At 65.5% G+C, this 16760-nt stretch carries 18 protein-coding genes; 5 read left to right on the forward strand and 13 right to left on the reverse strand.

From position 1 onward, the window contains the following. Positions 1-92: 92 nt before the first annotated feature. Both hpt and C8D03_RS11645 read left to right on the forward strand, forming a co-directional pair. Positions 93-653 (forward strand): hypoxanthine phosphoribosyltransferase, encoded by a 561-nt coding sequence (gene hpt, locus C8D03_RS11640; RefSeq protein WP_108051539.1) that lies wholly within the window; start codon positions 93-95, stop codon positions 651-653. Between the two features lie 4 nt (positions 654-657). Beyond that, the gene (locus tag C8D03_RS11645; protein WP_108046404.1) at positions 658-1032 is read left to right on the forward strand and encodes a response regulator; all 375 of its coding nucleotides are present in this window, start codon (positions 658-660) and stop codon (positions 1030-1032) included. A gap of 8 nt (positions 1033-1040) precedes the next feature. Here C8D03_RS11645 and C8D03_RS11650 read toward each other — a convergent pair whose 3' ends face one another. Further along, positions 1041-1550, reverse strand: a complete 510-nt coding sequence (locus tag C8D03_RS11650; RefSeq protein WP_108046405.1) for an Lrp/AsnC family transcriptional regulator — start codon at positions 1548-1550, stop codon at positions 1041-1043. A gap of 148 nt (positions 1551-1698) precedes the next feature. Between C8D03_RS11650 and C8D03_RS11655 the strand changes: the two genes are divergently transcribed. Continuing rightward, entirely contained in the window at positions 1699-2853 is a 1155-nt protein-coding gene (locus C8D03_RS11655) for a trans-sulfuration enzyme family protein (RefSeq protein WP_108046406.1), read from the forward strand. Between the two features lie 183 nt (positions 2854-3036). Here the strand turns inward: C8D03_RS11655 and C8D03_RS11660 are convergent, their stop codons facing one another. Continuing rightward, positions 3037-3627 carry a glycoside hydrolase family 19 protein gene (locus C8D03_RS11660; RefSeq protein ID WP_108046407.1) on the reverse strand — a complete coding sequence of 197 codons (591 nt, stop codon included), beginning with the start codon at positions 3625-3627 and terminating at the stop codon, positions 3037-3039. Between the two features lie 90 nt (positions 3628-3717). Beyond that, the gene (locus C8D03_RS11665; protein ID WP_108046408.1) at positions 3718-4239 is read right to left on the reverse strand and encodes a cysteine dioxygenase; all 522 of its coding nucleotides are present in this window, start codon (positions 4237-4239) and stop codon (positions 3718-3720) included. A gap of 182 nt (positions 4240-4421) precedes the next feature. Between C8D03_RS11665 and C8D03_RS11670 the strand changes: the two genes are divergently transcribed. Next, positions 4422-4895 carry an Lrp/AsnC family transcriptional regulator gene (locus tag C8D03_RS11670; RefSeq protein WP_108046409.1) on the forward strand — a complete coding sequence of 158 codons (474 nt, stop codon included), beginning with the start codon at positions 4422-4424 and terminating at the stop codon, positions 4893-4895. A 141-nt stretch (positions 4896-5036) separates the two neighbouring features. On the opposite strand, the gene C8D03_RS11675 is transcribed toward C8D03_RS11670, so the two are convergent. Together C8D03_RS11675 and C8D03_RS11680 are read right to left on the reverse strand one after the other, a co-directional pair. Beyond that, entirely contained in the window at positions 5037-5738 is a 702-nt protein-coding gene (locus C8D03_RS11675; protein ID WP_108046410.1) for an OmpW/AlkL family protein, read from the reverse strand. 244 nt (positions 5739-5982) lie between these two features. Then, the gene (locus C8D03_RS11680) at positions 5983-7605 is read right to left on the reverse strand and encodes a peptide chain release factor 3 (protein ID WP_108046411.1); all 1623 of its coding nucleotides are present in this window, start codon (positions 7603-7605) and stop codon (positions 5983-5985) included. Positions 7606-7741: 136 nt separating this feature from the next. Here C8D03_RS11680 and C8D03_RS11685 point away from each other — a divergent pair, with 136 nt between their 5' ends. Continuing rightward, positions 7742-9448, forward strand: coding sequence for a methyl-accepting chemotaxis protein (locus tag C8D03_RS11685; protein WP_181300911.1), 1707 nt, complete (start codon positions 7742-7744; stop codon positions 9446-9448). On the opposite strand, the gene C8D03_RS11690 is transcribed toward C8D03_RS11685, so the two are convergent. The 8 genes from C8D03_RS11690 to C8D03_RS11725 all read right to left on the reverse strand — a co-directional run bounded on the left by C8D03_RS11690 (position 9445) and on the right by C8D03_RS11725 (position 16563). After that, on the reverse strand, positions 9445-10206 hold the full coding sequence (locus C8D03_RS11690; protein ID WP_108051541.1) for an ABC transporter permease: 762 nt from the start codon (positions 10204-10206) through the stop codon (positions 9445-9447). The genes C8D03_RS11685 and C8D03_RS11690 overlap by 4 nt on opposite strands. A gap of 8 nt (positions 10207-10214) precedes the next feature. After that, positions 10215-11141, reverse strand: a complete 927-nt coding sequence (locus tag C8D03_RS11695) for an ABC transporter ATP-binding protein (RefSeq protein WP_108051543.1) — start codon at positions 11139-11141, stop codon at positions 10215-10217. Positions 11142-11493: 352 nt separating this feature from the next. Further along, complete coding sequence (locus C8D03_RS11700) at positions 11494-12111, reverse strand: hypothetical protein (RefSeq protein ID WP_108046413.1); 618 nt, start codon at positions 12109-12111, stop codon at positions 11494-11496. A 123-nt stretch (positions 12112-12234) separates the two neighbouring features. After that, positions 12235-12723: a cyanase gene (gene cynS / locus C8D03_RS11705; RefSeq protein ID WP_108046414.1), complete on the reverse strand. Its 489-nt coding sequence runs from the start codon at positions 12721-12723 to the stop codon at positions 12235-12237. Positions 12724-12963: 240 nt separating this feature from the next. Then, the gene (locus tag C8D03_RS11710) at positions 12964-13854 is read right to left on the reverse strand and encodes an ABC transporter ATP-binding protein (RefSeq protein ID WP_108046415.1); all 891 of its coding nucleotides are present in this window, start codon (positions 13852-13854) and stop codon (positions 12964-12966) included. Positions 13855-13858: 4 nt separating this feature from the next. Then, entirely contained in the window at positions 13859-14701 is an 843-nt protein-coding gene (ntrB, locus tag C8D03_RS11715) for a nitrate ABC transporter permease (RefSeq protein ID WP_108046416.1), read from the reverse strand. Continuing rightward, positions 14698-15180, reverse strand: coding sequence for a nuclear transport factor 2 family protein (locus C8D03_RS11720; RefSeq protein WP_108046417.1), 483 nt, complete (start codon positions 15178-15180; stop codon positions 14698-14700). Before C8D03_RS11720 ends, ntrB begins: the two co-directional genes overlap by 4 nt. 6 nt (positions 15181-15186) lie before the next feature. Beyond that, entirely contained in the window at positions 15187-16563 is a 1377-nt protein-coding gene (locus C8D03_RS11725; protein WP_108046418.1) for a CmpA/NrtA family ABC transporter substrate-binding protein, read from the reverse strand. Positions 16564-16760: the final 197 nt, after the last annotated feature.

Here is a 16760-nt window from a genome sequence, read left to right on the forward strand (position 1 = left end):
ATCTCGTGACCGGACCATAAACCCCATGAACCGCGCCTGTGCCCGGCCCGACGAGGCCTGCCGGCGGTGCGGCGCGAAAGGACGACCAGACCATGCCCGAGCCACGGCGCATCAGGGTGCTCTATGACGAGGCGACCATCGCAAAGCGCAACGAGGAGATGGCGAAGGCGATCGCGGCGACCGCGCCCGCGGACCTGCTCGTGGTCGCGGTCCTGAAGGGCAGCTTCATGTTCGTCGCCGACCTGATCCGGGCCATGCACCGGGCCGGGATGTCGCCGCAGGTCGAGTTCGTGCATCTGTCGAGCTACCGGGCCGCGACGGTGTCCTCCGGCCAGGTCGAAATCCTGCGCGACGTGCAGAGCGAGGTGCGCGGTCGCGAGGTCCTGCTCGTCGACGACATTCTCGAATCCGGCCGCACGCTCGCCTTCGCCAAGGATCTGCTGGCGGCGCGCGGGGCGTCGAAAGTGTCCTCGGTCGTGCTGCTCGAGAAGCCGGGCAAGCGGGCGGTCAACATCATCGCCGATTACGTCGGCTTCGAATGCCCGGATTATTTCGTCGTCGGCTACGGCATGGACGTGGCCCACTCCTACCGGCAATTGCCCTATGTCGGTGTCATCGAGACGGCCGATCAGGCCGGCCTGCCCGGGATCTGAACCGATGTCGCGCATTCTGGTCGTCGATGACGAGGAGCCGTTGCGAGTCCTGGTGGCGCGCGGCCTGACGATGGACGGGCATACCTGCCTGACGGCCGCCGACGGCGCCGAGGCGCTCGACACGCTGATTGCGGAGGAGGGCCGTTTCGATCTGCTGCTGACCGACATCCGCATGCCGCTGATGGACGGGATCGCGCTGGCGCTCGCTGCCAAGCAGGCCTTCCCCGATCTCACGATCATGCTGATGACCGGCTATGCCGAGCAGCGCGAACGCGCCCGCAGCCTGGATGCGATCGTTTCCGAGGTGATGACCAAGCCCTTCACCATTGCGGAATTGCGGGCGACCGTGATGAACGTGATCGAGCGTTCGATCGGGTAGATTCGCTCCTACGGCGCCCGTTTCGGGCGAGGCGACGGAGAGCGGCGGTCCGGCTGACTTTCCCCGAGCGGTCCAACCACCTCGCGCATGGCGACATAGGTGTAGAACGACGAGACATTGGGATCGTCGTGGAAAATCTCGCGAGCAAAGGCCGCATAGGCTTCCATGCTTTCCACCTGAAGGTGGAGGACGAAATCCGCGCCCCCGGTCACATAGGAGGCCTGCCGGATCTCCGGCCGCGAACCCAGCTTGCGCGCGAACTCGTCGGCGAGCTGTGAGCCGCGCACGAGCGAAACAAGCACATGGATCGTGACGGGCACGCCGAGCACCGCCGGGTTTACGATCGCGATATCAGCGGTGATGATCTTCTCCGCCCGCAACCTGCGAAGGCGGCGCAGCACGGCGCTCTGCGACAGCCCGACACGCTCCGCGAGAATGCGCGCCGGAGTCTGGTTGTCGCGCTGCACTTCTTCCAGCAGCGCATGATCGAAACGGTCGAGGTCGGTGATTTTCGTCACAGTGAGTTTCCTTTCGACGAAAATAATCGCTAGGCGATGAAAAACGCCAACTAAAACTGCCGTCGCTCGCTAGAGTGCGTTTGGTCGTCCTTGCGCGTAACCGCCGCACCCGGCGAGGATGGCTTGGCAAGGAAGGTTTGGAGCGAACATGAGCAGGAAGAGCTGGAGCCCGCGGAGCCTCGCCGCGCAGGCCATGGGCAAGATCGATCCGCTGACGAAGGGCGTCGTGCCGCCGATCCATGTCTCGACGACCTATATCCGCGACGAGGACAATGGCTATTCCGGCGGCTTCATCTATGGCCGTCCCGACAACGAGACGACGCGCGAGGCCGAAAGCGTGCTCGCCATGCTGGAGCAGGCCAAGGCCGGCGCCCTGCTGTTCGGCTCGGGGATGGCCGCGGCGACCGCCGTGTTCCAGGCACTGTCGCCGGGCGACCATGTCGTCGCCTCCAAGGTGATGTACTGGGCACTGCGCGCCTGGCTTTTGACCGAGGCGACGCGCTGGGGCCTGGTGATCGAGTTCGTCGAGACCGACGATCTCGCCGCACTGGCTGCCGCCATGAAGCCGGGCAAGACGAAGCTGGTCTGGGCCGAGACGCCGTCGAACCCGCTCTGGACGATCACCGACATCGCCGGTGCGGCCGAGATCGCGCACAAGGCCGGGGCAAAGCTCGCGGTCGATTCGACCTGTGCCTCGCCGGTGCATACGCGGCCGCTCAGCCTCGGCGCCGATATCGTGATGCATGCGGCGACCAAGGTGCTGAACGGTCATTCCGACGTGGTTGCCGGTGCGCTCTGCGCCCGCGAGGACGACGAATTCTGGAACCGCATCAAGACGGTGCGCAAGGGGCAGGGTGGTATCCTCGGGCCGTTCGAGGCCTATCTGCTGATGCGCGGCATGCGCACGCTCCATGTCCGGCAAGAGCGCCAGAGCGCCTCGGCGATGACGCTGGCGCAGAAGCTTTCTGCCCATCCGCTGGTGGCGCGCGTGCTCTATCCCGGCCTGCCGCAGCATCCCGGCCACGACATCGCCGCGCGCCAGATGGAGGGCGGCTTCGGCTACATGCTTTCCGTCCAGGTCGTCGGCGGCGAGGCAGCCGCGGTGAAGGCGGCGGCGCATGTCGAGCTCTACAAGCGCGCGACCTCGCTTGGCGGTGTCGAGAGCCTGATCGAGCATCGCGCCTCGATCGAGGGCGCCGGCTCGCCCTGCCCGCCCGATCTGCTCCGGCTCTCGACCGGCATCGAGGATATCGACGACCTCTATGGCGATCTCGACCAGGCGCTGAAGGCCGGCCACGGCTGAAATGACCTCGACCGTCCAAGACAGTGCGCGGGGGACCCTCTCCTGTAAGGAGAGGGCAGGGCGAGGTGTTGGCCGTTTTCGGCATGAGGCTCGCGCCAGCAGCGATCGGGTTGCATCACACTGGTCGAGGGGCCGACACCTCACCCTTGCCCCTCTCCTTACAGGAGAGGGGTTCCCCGCGCCCTAAACCCAGATCGTCTTCGCCAGTGCCAGCAGGCGCGTGCGCTGCGCCAGCCCGTTGCGGCCGCCATTGATGCGTTTCGTCACGGCGATGATGTCGTCCGCATCGGCTGCCTCATTGCAATCGCGATCCCGCCAATAGGCAAAGGCCGTGGCGAGCGACACCGCCGGTTCCTTCGCCCGTTCCGGATCGGCCTCCAGGTCGATTCCGACCAGCGCGCCGTAGCGACGATAGTTGAAACGGCCGGTGAGCTGAAAGATGCCGCGGCCGTGGAAGCGTGCGCCGTCGCCGGCCAGCGTGTTGCCGAGGTCGCGCCGGCCCTCGTAGCGGGCGAAATAAGCGCCGCCGCCATATTCCTCGAGCGTGCGAAAGCCGTCTGTTTCATGGGCGGCCTGGGCGAGGAGATGGCAGAGGCGCAGGTGGGTCGTGATCCCGGCGCCCGGCGCGAGCCTGTCGAAATGGCGGGCGATGCCGTCGACGATCTCAGCCCTGCCCGAGGGGGCGAGGCGCAGAAGACGCGCGCCAGCGACGGCGAGCGGTGGCGGCGCCGGAGGGCTGGATGGCGCAGATGCGGCCGATCCGCGCATGGACATGGATGGCTCCCTCGTCAGGGGAGGCCATCATCGACGGTTGTGGGACTGCGGGGACAAGCGCGGCGGCCTGTCCCCGCGGGCGCGGTCTCGTCAGCCGTCGACGGCGGTGTATTCCGTCTCGATCGAGGAGGCATGGGCCTCGTGGTCGAAGCCGTAGATATGGATCGAGATGGCGTCGCCCGAGCCGAGATTGCGCATGCGGTGGATGTTCGGTCCCGACGGCAGCATGCAGGCGACATAGCCGGCCTGGCGCTCCTGCTCCTCGGTGGCGACTGCGCGCGTCGCGTCGATGGCGCGATACCAGGTCTCGGTCACGGTGCCGGTGACGATACCGAAGCAGCAGGAGCAATGGTGGTCGTGGATGCAGGTCGTCGCTCCTTCCGCCCAGAGGATCGCCCAGACGCTGACGGCCTCGTTGCCGGCGAGGAGGTTGCGGGTGTAGCCGCCGGGCTTGCGCTCGAGCGGCAGGCGCCGGACGAGGTCGGGCAGGGCGACGAGGTCGCGCAGGACGCTACGGGCGGCGGCAAGATAATCGCGCGAGAGCGTGCCTTCATCCGTCCGCAGGCTGCGCAGCACGGCGCCGCGGCGCTCCTCGTTCAGAAAACCCTGCATGCGCCGCTCCAGCCCGATCGATGATGGGTCAAGGATAGCGGAGCGAGGCGAAACGGGTTTGCGAAGGTGCGACAAACCCGACGGCTTTTGAAATCTATTGCCAAATTTGGTAGGGAAGTTAGAAAATTATCGCGCTCTGGATCGGCAGGGCGACTATCGAATTCCGATTTCCGGGGACATGCATGGCCAAGCTCGACGCCTTCGACCTGCGCATCCTGGCGTGCCTGCAGGAGGATGCGAGCCTGCCGCTGGCGGAACTCGCCGAGGTGGTCGGTCTGTCCTCGACGCCGTGCTGGCGCCGCGTGCAGAAGCTGGAGGCAACGGGCTATATCCGGAAGCGGGTCGCCCTGCTCGACCGCGACAAGCTGCAGGCCGGCGTCACGGTCTTCATCGCGGTCAAGACGGCGCGGCATTCGATGGAGTGGCTGGAGCGCTTCCATGCCGCTGTGCACGACCTGCCGGAGATCGTCGATTTCTACCGGATGAGCGGCGAGATCGACTATCTGCTCAAGGCCTGCGTGTGCGACATCGCGGCCTATGACGCGCTCTACAAGAAGCTGATCTCGCGGATCGACCTCAATGACGTCACCTCGATGTTCGCGATGGAGGAGCTGAAATCGACCACCGCGATCCCGCTCGGCTTCGTGCAAACCTAGAGTATTTCCGCGTTCTTACGCATTTTCTTCACGCAAACCGGCGTGCACTTCGCTCGAAAATGCTCCAGGCCCGAGGAGTAGACGCGAAAAAGGGAGCGGCGAACCACTCCCTTCCTCCCCCGGCCGAATTCGCCGAATATCTCAGAAACGATAGGTGACGCCGGCGCCGATCAGCCAGGGATCGATCTTGACCTTGCCGGAGACGAGGCCGTTATTGACCTTAACCTTGGGCTCGAGGAAGATTTTCTTCACGTCGAAGTTGATGCCCCAGTGCTGGTCGATCATGTAGTCGAAACCGGCCTGGAGGGCGACGCCGAAGCTGTCCTTCAGGTCAAAGCTGGTGAAGCCGCCCTTGGCCTTCTCGTTGAAGAAGATCGTGTAGTTCACGCCGACGCCGACATAGGGCTTGAAGGCGCCGAGATCGGTGAAGTGGTACTGCAGCATCAGGGTCGGCGGCAGCAGCCAGGCCGAACCGATGCGCGCACCGGCGAGCGCACCGGCGCCCTTCACGTTATGCGGGGTGACGCCGAGGACGAGCTCGACGGCGATATTCTTGGTGAAGAAATAGCTGATATCGAGTTCGGGGACGACCGAGTTCGAGATGTCGACGTCGCCGCCGACGATCGGCGCGCCGCCGAGCTTCAGCTTTGCGTCTTCCTGCGGAACGACAAAGAGGGCGCGGCCGCGGATCATCCACGGGCTCCACTGAGTCATGATCGGCGCGAGCGGCGCCGTCTTGGTGGAGGGCAGATCGGCCGCATGCGCCGAAGATAGCTGGGTCGAGGTGAGCGCCGTCGCGGCGAGCAGCGCGGCGCAGGCGGAAAGGCGGATGATGCGTGACATGGCGGAGCCCCCAGGAGATCGAGAGCGCGAAGCGCGAGGCCGCCTCCGCAACTCATGCCTCCTAAAAGCCCGGATTCGGCCCGAATTGATTTGACCGAGATCAAGAGCTGGAGATCAGCGGGCCGGCTGTGACTTTTGCATCACAGCCCGAATTGCCGCGCGAACCGCCGAGAGTGGGTGCCCTCCTCCCGGATGGGAAGGGACTGACCCCACTATCGAGAGATTTCGGCGCTCGCGATCCCGCTCAGGCCTTCGCGACCTTCTGGTAGTCCTTCACATCCGAGAAGGTGACCTCCGGCGCGCGCTCGGCGTCGTATTTCAGCGTGAACTGGCTGGACGCCATGAAGACGGGATCGCCATCGAGGTCGTCGGCCATCGAGGACGGCTTCAGGCCGACGAATTTCTGCAACGCCACCTTGTCGGGCGAGGAGACCCAGCGCGCGATCGAGAACTGGCAGGGCTCGAAATCGACAGGCAGCGAGTACTCGACATCCATGCGCTCCTTGAGCACGTCGAGCTGCAGCGCGCCGACGACACCGACGATGGCAGGCGCACCGTCATGCGGCAGGAAGATCTGGACAACGCCTTCCTCGGCCATCTGCTGCAGCGCCTCGCGCAGCTTCTTGGCCTTCATCGCGTCCTTCAATTTGACCCGGCGCAGGATTTCCGGCGCGAAGGACGGCACGCCCTTGAAGACGACGTCCTCGCCCTCGGTCAGCGTGTCGCCGATGCGCAGCGTGCCGTGATTGGGCAGGCCGACGATGTCGCCGGCATAGGCTTCTTCTGCGATCGAACGGTCGCGGGCGAAGAAGAACTGCGGCGCGTTGAGCGGCATCGGCTTGCCGGTGCGAACCAGCTTCGCCTTCATGCCGCGCGAGAGCTTGCCCGAGCAGACGCGCATGAAGGCGATGCGGTCGCGGTGGTTGGGGTCCATGTTCGCCTGGATCTTGAAGACGAAGCCGGTCATCTTCGGCTCCGCGGCTTCGATCGTGCGCTTGTCGGCGATCTGGGCGCGCGGGCTCGGTGCGAGCGCACCGAGTGCGTCAATGAGATCGCGCACGCCATAGTCGCGCAGCGCCGCACCGAAATAGAGCGGCGTCAGATGGCCCTCGCGGAAAGATGTCAGGTCGAAGGGTTTCAGGCCCTCGCTGGCGAGGAAGACCTCCTCGCGCCAGGTCTCGGCCGCGCCATGGGGGAGGAGCTCGTCAAAGAGCTTGTCTTCCCAGCCGGAGACCTTCTGGTCCTGCGCGCTCTCGTCGCCCTTCTGGTTGCGGCGGAAGCTGTTGGTCTTGAGGTCGTAAGTGCCGACGAATTCGCGCCCGCGCCCGACCGGCCAGGTCATCGGCGCGACATCGAGCGCCAGCGTCGTCTCGATCTCGTTGATCAGGTCGAACAGGTCGCGCGTCTCGCGGTCGACCTTGTTGATGAAGGTGACGATCGGGATGTCGCGCAGCCGGCAGACCTCGAACAGCTTCTTGGTCCGCGCCTCGATGCCCTTGGCGGCGTCGATCACCATCACGGCCGAGTCGACCGCCGTCAGCGTGCGGTAGGTGTCTTCGGAGAAGTCCTCGTGGCCCGGCGTGTCGAGCAGGTTGAAGACGTGGCCGCCATATTCGAAGGTCATCACCGAGGTCACGACCGAGATGCCGCGCTGGCGTTCGATCTTCATCCAGTCCGACGATGTCTGGCGGCGGCCCGCCTTGGCGCGCACCTCGCCCGCGAGCTGAATCGCGCCGCCGAAATAGAGCAGCTTCTCGGTCAGCGTGGTCTTGCCGGCGTCGGGGTGGGAGATGATCGCGAAGGTGCGCCGGCGCGCATGCGGGGCGGCGCCGGCTCCCGGCGCGTCGGAGGTCTGGATGTCGGTCATGGCCGTGTGAGAACAGGATGAGGCCGGCGAAGTCAATCATGGCGGATCAGCAGGGGCCTTCCGCGCCGCCAATTACGCCGGATTAATCATTGTCGGAGATGCTGATGCTCCCGGGATGCGCGTTGACGCCGGGCCGATGAGCGAGAGACAGCTTTCAGCAATGGCCGCCCTGCGCAGGATTTCCAGCCAGATCTTCGCAAGCGTTGCGCTGCTCGCGTTGGCGGCGGCGATCACGATCGTGATCGGCGTGCAGACGCTCAGCCGCTATGCCGCGATGACCGACGAGATGCAGGCGGCCTCGCTGCGGATGCTGATGGCCGAGCGGATGAATGGTCTCGTCAATGCAGTGGTGATGGATACGCGCGGCATCATCATGAGCAGCGACGCTCAGGATGGCGAACGCTTCGCCGTGCCCCTGCTCGAAAACCTTGCCGAGATTCGGGTCGTGATGGCCCAGTGGCGGCCCCTGGTGCCGCCCGGCGACATGGCCGCTTTCGCGGATGTTGCCGCCCAGGTCGACGCTTTCGTGGGATTCCGCGAGGACGCGGTCCGTCTCGGACGCCAACAGGGCCCGGCTGCCGTCAATGCGGTCAGCAACAACGAGGCCAATCGCAGCAATCGACAGGCGCTGAACGCCGCCTTGAAGCGGATCGCGGCGGCGAGCGGGGCCGCCAGCAGCGTCATGGATCATGAACTCGATCTTCTGCAGGCCAATAGTGTGCGGACGCAACTCACCGTCGGCCTCGCGGTCCTGCTGTTCGGCCTTGTACTCACCGTCGCGGTCGTCGACCGCTGCGTGGTCAAGCCGCTGCGCCTCCTGGCCACGACGATGCGGCGCATGGCGGCGTCGGAGCCGGTCGAATCCATTCCGCAGGCAAACCGCCGCGACGAGATCGGCGACATGGCGCGCTCCGTGGCCGTGTTCCACGAGACGGCGGCGGCGCGTGCTGCGCTCGAGACCGACGCCCGCACGGCCGATGCAGCTCGGATGCGGCGTCAGGCCAAGCGCGAGCAACTCATAGCGGAGTTCAACGTGCGGATCGATTCCGTGCTGAACACGGTCCGTGCCAGTGCCGAGGGCATGGAGGAGACCGCACGCAGCCTGAACGCGGTGGCGACGAGTGCGACCGCACAGGCGAACGACGCCCGCGGGGCGACACTCGATGCCTCCGACAATGTCCGCGCCATCGCGGCGGCGTCCGAGGAATTGTCGGAATCGATTTCCGACATCGCGGACCGGATCGGCCAGACCGACAGCGTGGTGAGGACCGCCGCCGCCGACGCGGCACGTGCCCGCACCAATGTCGTCAACCTGCTGGAGGCCGCTGACAGCATCGCCAAGGTCATCGGCCTGATCCGCGAGATCGCGGCCCAGACCAACCTCCTCGCGCTCAACGCCACGATCGAGGCGGCGCGGGCCGGCGAGGCCGGGCGCGGTTTTGCCGTCGTCGCCTCCGAGGTCAAGCAGCTTGCGAGCCGGACGGCCCAGGCGACGGACGAGATCGCGGAGCGCATCGCCGCCTTCGAGAGCGAGACGCAAGGCGCGGTCGCGGCGATCGAGACCATCGCGAGCGTCATGGGCGAGGTAGCGCAGCACACGGTCGCCATCGCCGGCGCAACGGGCCAGCAGATGGTGGCGACCTCCGAGATCGCCAGCAGTGCCCAGGCGACGGCTTCCGGCACCGCCAGCGTCGCCCGACAGATGGAGGGTGTGACCGCGACCTCGCAGGCGGCGATGCTCTCGGCCAGCCAGGCGCTGGCGACCGCCGAGAACCTGGCGCGCGAGGCGCAAATCCTGCGCGGCGCCGTCGGCACCTTCTTCGCCGATATGAAGGCCGCCTAGTTCTTCAGGCGGTAGCCGGTGCGGAAGATCCAGCCGACGACGGCGATACAGCCGGCGAGGAAGACGAGCGTCATGCCGAGGCTGGTGCCGACGCCGACATCGGCGATGCCGAAGAAGCTCCAGCGGAAACCGCTGATCAGGTAGACGACCGGGTTGAACAGCGCGACCCCCCGCCAGAACGATGGCAGCATCTCGATCGAGTAGAACGAGCCTCCCAGGAAGGCGAGCGGCGTCACGACCAGCAGCGGGATGACCTGCAACTTCTCGAAACCGTCGGCCCAGATGCCGACGATGAAGCCGAACAGGCTGAAGGTTGTCGCGGTCAGCACGAGAAAGAGCAGCATCCAGACCGGATGTTCGATCCGCAGCGGCACGAAGAAGGTGGCCGTGAGCAGGATGATCAGTCCGAGCACGATCGATTTGGTGGCGGCCGCACCGACATAGCCGATCACCACCTCCCACCAGGCCACGGGCGCGGAGAGCAGCTCGTAGATCGTGCCGGTGAATTTCGGGAAATAGATCGCGAAGGAGGCGTTGGCGATGCTCTGCGTCAGCAACGTCAGCATAATCAGGCCAGGCACGATGAAGGCGCCATAGGGGATGCCGTCGATCGCCTGCATGCGCGAGCCGATGGCCGCGCCGAAGACGACGAAATAAAGCGAGGTCGAGAGCACCGGCGAGACGACGCTCTGCAGGGGCGTGCGCAAAGTGCGCGCCATCTCGAAACGATAGATCGCGCGGATCGCTGGCCAGTTGATGCCGGTGTTCATCGGCGGTCCCTCACCAGGCTGACGAAAATATCCTCGAGCGAACTCTGGCTCGTGCGCAAATCCTTGAAGCGGATGCCGGCCTCGCCGAGGGCGTGCAGCAAAGCCGTGATGCCGGTGCGCTCGGCCTTGGTGTCGTAGGTGAAGACGAGTTCCGCGCCGTCCTCGGTCAATGCCAGATCGTAGCCGGACAGGGCCGGAGGCAGGGCTGCCAGTGGCTGTTGCAGCGTCAGGGTCAATTGTTTGCGGCCGAGCTTGCGCATCAGCTCGACCTTGTCCTCGACCAGGATGATCTCGCCCTTGCTGATCACGCCGACGCGGTCGGCCATCTCCTCGGCCTCCTCGATGTAATGCGTGGTCAAGATGATGGTGACGCCGCTGTCGCGCAGGCGGCGCACGAGCTGCCACATATCCTGCCGCAGCTCGACATCGACGCCGGCGGTCGGCTCGTCGAGGAAGAGGATGCGCGGTTCATGCGCCAGCGCCTTGGCGATCATGACCCGGCGCTTCATGCCGCCCGACAAGGTGCGGATCTGGCTGTCGCGCTTGTCCCAGAGCGAGAGGTCTTTCAGCACCTGCTCGACGAGCGCTGGATTGCGGCGCTGGCCGAACAGGCCGCGGCTGAAGGCGACGGTCGCGCGCACCGTCTCGAAGGCGTCGGTGGTGAGTTCCTGCGGCACCAGCCCGATGGTGGCGCGAGCGGCGCGATAATCCGTGACGATGTCATGTCCGTCGGCCCGCACCGTTCCCGTACTCGGATTGACCAACCCGCAGATGATGCTGATCAGCGTCGTCTTGCCGGCGCCGTTGGGCCCGAGCAGGGCGAAGATCTCGCCCGGCCTGATGTCGAGGTCGACCGACTTCAGGGCCTGAAAGCCGGAGGCGTAGGTCTTGGAGACGCCGGAGACGGAGATGATCGCTGACATGGGCGGCATATAGGGCAGTTCCGGCGACGTTGCGATGGGAAGCAGGCGCAATGCTGCGATGCGTCGTCATGTGACAGGGCTGCGCATGACAGACCCGACTGTCAGTCCGTGGCGGCAGCGATGGTCGTTCACGAAAACGAACATGGCCGGGCAAAAGCCCGGCCATGTCGCTTGTGCCGATGGTGCAAACCGCTCAGCGCATGAAGAACCAGAGCAGAATGATGATCGGAATCGGAATGCCGAGCAACCAGAGAGCAATCGAACGCATTGGAGCACCCCCAAGAGTGAATGTGACGATCAATGCGATGGCAACGCTGCTGCGGACGAAAAGGTTCCGGACGGGCCGGGCCGGTCAGGCGCTGCCGTGCCAGAGCGGGCGATAGCCGTTGGCGAGCGCGGCGAGCGTCGACGGTGGGGTCAGCACATGGACGATGCCGGCCGGCGGCTCCAGCCGCGCGACATAGCCGGCCGGTGACCAGAGCAGGGCCCGCCCGCTCTTGAGCGCAAGGAAGCCCTGCCCGTCCTCGCGCAAAATCATGCTGCCATCCGGCAGGTCGGCGACAGGGATGTGGTGGAGCCTGTTCACCCGGCCGCTGCGGCGTTCATGGTCGAGGCGGCGGTCGATCTCGGGGAAGGAGGGCGTGTCGGTGAGGCCGGTGCCTCGCATCAGAGCGGCGCGATAGGCGAGCGCATCGGCGCGCCGACATTCCATGCAGGGGCGGTGGCCGGCGGCGAGCGCGGTGATCTCGTCGCAGAAGAACAGCTCGGTATAGCCCTTGCCCCAGACCTGTCTGCGCCGGCCCTTGAAAGCGAGCACGCAGCAGATCCATTGCCGGCTAGCATAGGTCCGCTGCGGCAGCGCGCGGGTCTGCGGATCGTGAAAGCGCCCGCCGCGATTGCCGAAGAGCAGGCCGCGGGCCGGATCGGCGAAGAGGCGGCCGTCAGGGGCGACGCGGTTGGGAAACGGCATGGCGGAGACCCTGTGTCAGCCAGGCCGGCCTTATTATCATGCTCCGCCGTCGCCGTCCTCCGAGGCTCCCGCGAACGCCTCGCGTCGGCGATCGGAGGAGACGGCGGGCGCGGGATGGCCGCGTCAGACCTCCTTGAAACCGTAATCCGGGATGCCCTGCTCGTTGCCATAATATTTATAGGGCAGAAACTTGCCGGACATGGCGATCTTGACGCGGTCGCCCTTCGGGTTCGGCTCGCGCTCGAACTCGATGTTGAAGTCGATCGCCGACATGATGCCGTCGCCGAACTCCTCCTCGATCAGCGCCTTCCAGGCGGGCCCGTTGACCATCACCATCTCGTAAAAGCGGTAGATCAGCGGGTCGGTCGGCGGCATCGGCGTGCCCGTGCCGCGATAGGGCACTTCGTTGAGCATGCGCTTTTCATTCTCGGTCAGACCGAAAAGGGCAGCAGCCTTCTCGGCCAGCGGCTTGACCAGCTTCATCTGGCCGAGCAGCGCACCGACGATCAGCACCTCGGACATGCCGCCGATCTCCTCGGAGATGTACTTCCAGCTCCAGCCCTTCTCGCGCTTGATGTCGAGGATCTTCTCGGTGAGCTCTTCGCGCTTCATGGTGTTGTCTCCCTGGTTGATCGTATCCCGGCCCTCGCCGGATGAGGCGCGAGGAACCCCTCTCCTGTAAGGAGAGGGGCAGGGGTGAGGTGTAGCCGGTGGACCAGCGAGCCGCTGCACCAGCAGCCGCGGTCGGGTTGCGGGAATAGCGGCGAAGGGCCGACCCCTCACCCTGCCCTCTCCCTACGGGAGAGGGTTCCCCGCGCCCTGTTCTGGACGGGCTGAGAAGACCATGGTCCGTCACGCCGCCTTCCGCCCTGCATCCGGCCCCGAACCATCCGCGCCCGGCCGCACCACCGGTGGATGGCGGCGGTCGTAGCCTTCGGGGATCGTGTCCCTGAAGGTCTTCGAGCGGGTGACGAGGAAGTCGATCAGATGGTTGCGGATGGCGTAGTAGTCGGGGTGGTGATGCACCTCGGCGCGGATGCGGTCGCGCGGCAGCGGGTTCTCGACGATCTCGGCGATCATGGCGTGGGGGCCGTTGGTCATCAGCACGATGCGGTCGGCGAGATAGATCGCCTCGTCGACATCGTGGGTGATCATGAAGGCGGTCTGGCCGGTCTCCAGGCAGATGCGCCGGACCTCGTCCTGCAGCGTGCCGCGCGTCAGCGCATCGAGTGCCGAGAACGGCTCGTCCATCAGCATCATCTTGGGCTCGATCGAGAGCGCACGCGCGATGCCGACGCGCTGCTTCATGCCGCCGGACAGCTCCGACGGCTTCTTCAGCTCCGAGCCCTTCAGCCCCACCTTCTCGATGAAGGCCATGGCATGGGCGGTGACCCTGGCTTTCGGCCAGTCGCGATGGCGCGCGGCGACCGCGTAGGCGACATTGCCGAGCACGCTGCGCCAGGGCAGCAGCGAATGGCCCTGGAAGATCACGGCGCGGTCGAGCGAGGGGCCCTCGATCGCCCGGCCGTCGACGATCGCGGCGCCGTCATCGGGCGCATCGAGGCCGTTGAGGATATTGAGCACGGTCGTCTTGCCACACCCGGAATGGCCGATGACGCAGACGAATTCGCCTTTTTTCATTGAGAACCAAAGGTCCTCGAACACCGTCGTCAGGCCGCCGCCTGCCTTCGGGTAACGCCGGGCGATGCCCTCGATCGAGATGAATTTTTCGGTCGGGCTCATCGGCTCAATCCGGATAGGTCACGGCGCGCTGCAGGCGCGCCAAGGTCTGGTCGAGGATCATGCCCATCACGCCGATCACGGTGATCGCGACGATGACATTGGTGATCGAGAGGTTGTTCCACTCATTCCAGACGAAGTAGCCGATGCCCGTGCCGCCCACGAGCATCTCGGCCGCGACGATGACCAGCCAGGCGATGCCGATCGAGATGCGCATGCCGGTGAGGATGGTGGGGGCGGCGGCCGGCAGAATGATGGTGAAGGCACGCCTGACCGGGCCGACCTCGAGCGTGCGGGCCACGTTGAGCCACTCCTTGCGCACGGCCGAGACGCCGAAGGCGGTGTTCAGCAGCATCGGCCAGACCGAGCAGATGAAGATCACGAAGATCGCCGAGATGCCGGAATCCTTGATCGTGTAGAGCGCCAGCGGCATCCAGGCCAAAGGCGAGATCGGCTTCAGAATCTGGATGAAGGGATCGAGCGCTTTCGAGATCAGCGGCGACATGCCGATCAGGAAGCCGAGCGGCACGGCGACGAGCACGGCCAGCGCATAGCCGAGCAGCACCCGGCCGAGCGAAAAAGCGAGCTGGATGCCGAGCCCCTTGTCGTTCGGGCCCTTGTCGTAGAACGGGTTCCTGAGATGGCCCCAGATCGTCCTGGCCACATCGAGCGGGCCAGGCATCGCCGATTTTCCCTGCGTGACCTCAAGGCCCATCAGCTTGGCGTATTCCGGGTCGATGCCGGCGGCGGGCTCGGTGCTGCCTTGCGTGGCGATGTGCCAGGCCACTAGGAAAATGACGAGGATCGTCAGCGACAGAAGCCCCGCCCGGAGATTGAGCCCGCTGGTCACAGTCCGAGCTCCGTCAGGCCGGGATGGTCGGCCGGGCGGGCGCCGAGCGGCCAGCGGAACAGCCGGTCGGCTTCCGTGATCGCGACGTCGTTGATCGAAGCCTCGCGCCGGGCCATGCGGCCGTCTTCCGCGAACTGCCATTGCTCGTTGCCATGGGAGCGGAACCAGGCGCCGTCGGCATCATGCCATTCATAGGCGAAGCGCACCGCGACGCGGCTGCCATGGAAGGCCCAGACCTCCTTGATCAGCCGGTAATCCTGTTCCCGGGCCCATTTGCGCTCGAGGAAACCGGCGATCGCCTCCCGCCCGGAGAAGAATTCCGAGCGGTTGCGCCAGCGGCTGTCGAGCGTGTAGGCCGCCGCGACCCTGACCGGATCACGGCTGTTCCAGGCGTCCTCGGCGCCGCGCGCCTTCTGCGCGGCGCTGTCGGCCGTGAAGGGCGGCAGCGGCGGACGCGGAGGCTCGGACGGGCTTTCCATCACCTGTCAGGTCCGCTTGATCGCGAAGCTCTTGATGTAGTCCTCGGGCTTCGAGGCATCGAAGGTCTTGCCCATCACGACGATGGTCTTCGAGCCGCTGGTCGGCGGGGTCAGGCCGACCTCTTTCATCAGCCTGGCTGTGTCGGTCTCGAGGAAGACCTGTTTCGCCACGCCAGCATAGTCGATCTCGCCCTTGACCTGCCCCCAGCGCTTCATCTGCGTGAGGATCCAGACGGCGAAGCCCTCCCAGGGGAAAGGGTCGAAGTCGATGCGCTTGGGATCGCGCTTCACATTGCCGAGCCCGTCGGCATAGGTTCCCGTCAGCACCTGCTCGACGACCGTCACGGGCTGGTTGAGATAATTGGCGGGCGCGATGGCCTCGGCGATCGGCTTGCGATTCTCGTTCTTGGAGGCGAAGGCGGTGGCGTCGATGATCGCCTTGAGCAGGGCCGCATAGGTGTTCGGCGTCTGGGTGACGAACTCCTTCGAGGCGGCGAAGGCGCAGCAGGGATGGCCGTCCCAGATTTCCTTGGAGAGAATGTGGATGAAACCGACGCCGTCGAAGACCGCGCGCTGGTTGACCGGGTCGGGGGCGAGGAAGCCGTCGATGTTGTCGGCGCGCAGGTTGGCGACCATTTCCGGCGGCGGCACGGCGCGGATCTGGACATCGGTGTCGGGGTCGATGCCGTTCTCGGCGAGGTAGTAGCGCAGCAGGTAGTTGTGCATCGAGTAATCGAAGGGAACGGCGAATTTGAAGCCCTTCCACGACTTCGGATCGCGCTTGTCCTTGTGCTTCATCGCCAGCGTGATCGCCTGGCCGTTGATGTTCTCGACCGCCGGCATCGTGTAGGGGATCGGGTTCGAGCCCGCGCCCATCGAGATCGCCAGCGGCATCGGCGAGAGCATATGGGCGGCGTCGTATTCCTTGTTGATGGTCTTGTCGCGCACGACGGCCCAGCCGGCGGTCTTGATGACGTCGACGTTGAGGCCGTGCTTTTCATAGAAGCCCATCGGCTGGGCCATGATGATCGGCGTGGCGCAGGTGATCGGGATGAAGCCGACCTTGAGGTCCTTCTTCTCCGGGACGGCCTGGGCGAAGGCCTCGGTCGCGGCGGCGAGCGGGAAGAGGCTGGAGATCGCAGCCATCGCGGTCGAGGCGCCGACCTGCTTCAGGAAAAAGCGGCGCTGCACATCATGGGGGAAAAGCGCCCGCATGACGGCGTTCTCGACGACGCGCGCATAGCGTCCGTCCTCGCTGGCCGATACCTCGACAGCCTCGGCCCGAATCGCCTGCTCATGTTCGGACTGGCTCTGGTGCCGGCCGCAATCGCAACCCCGGCGGATACGGCGATCGGCGTCGAACGGATTCTTGAACAAGGCCATGCGCGAGTCCTCCGGCTGATCGAATGGGCGGCTGGTCGGTCGATCTGGATTAGCAAGCAGCGGGCCAGCTCCGACTGCGCCAGGGACGGCATGAAAATCAAAGTCTTACGAGAAATCGGGGCTTGACGAAATCTCGTTAATGACGAATTTTCGTGATTCAAATCACGAGATGTCGCGAGAACGATCGCCTTGAGCGA

The organism is Bosea sp. 124 (assembly GCF_003046175.1).
Taxonomy (GTDB): Bacteria; Pseudomonadota; Alphaproteobacteria; order Rhizobiales; family Beijerinckiaceae; genus Allobosea.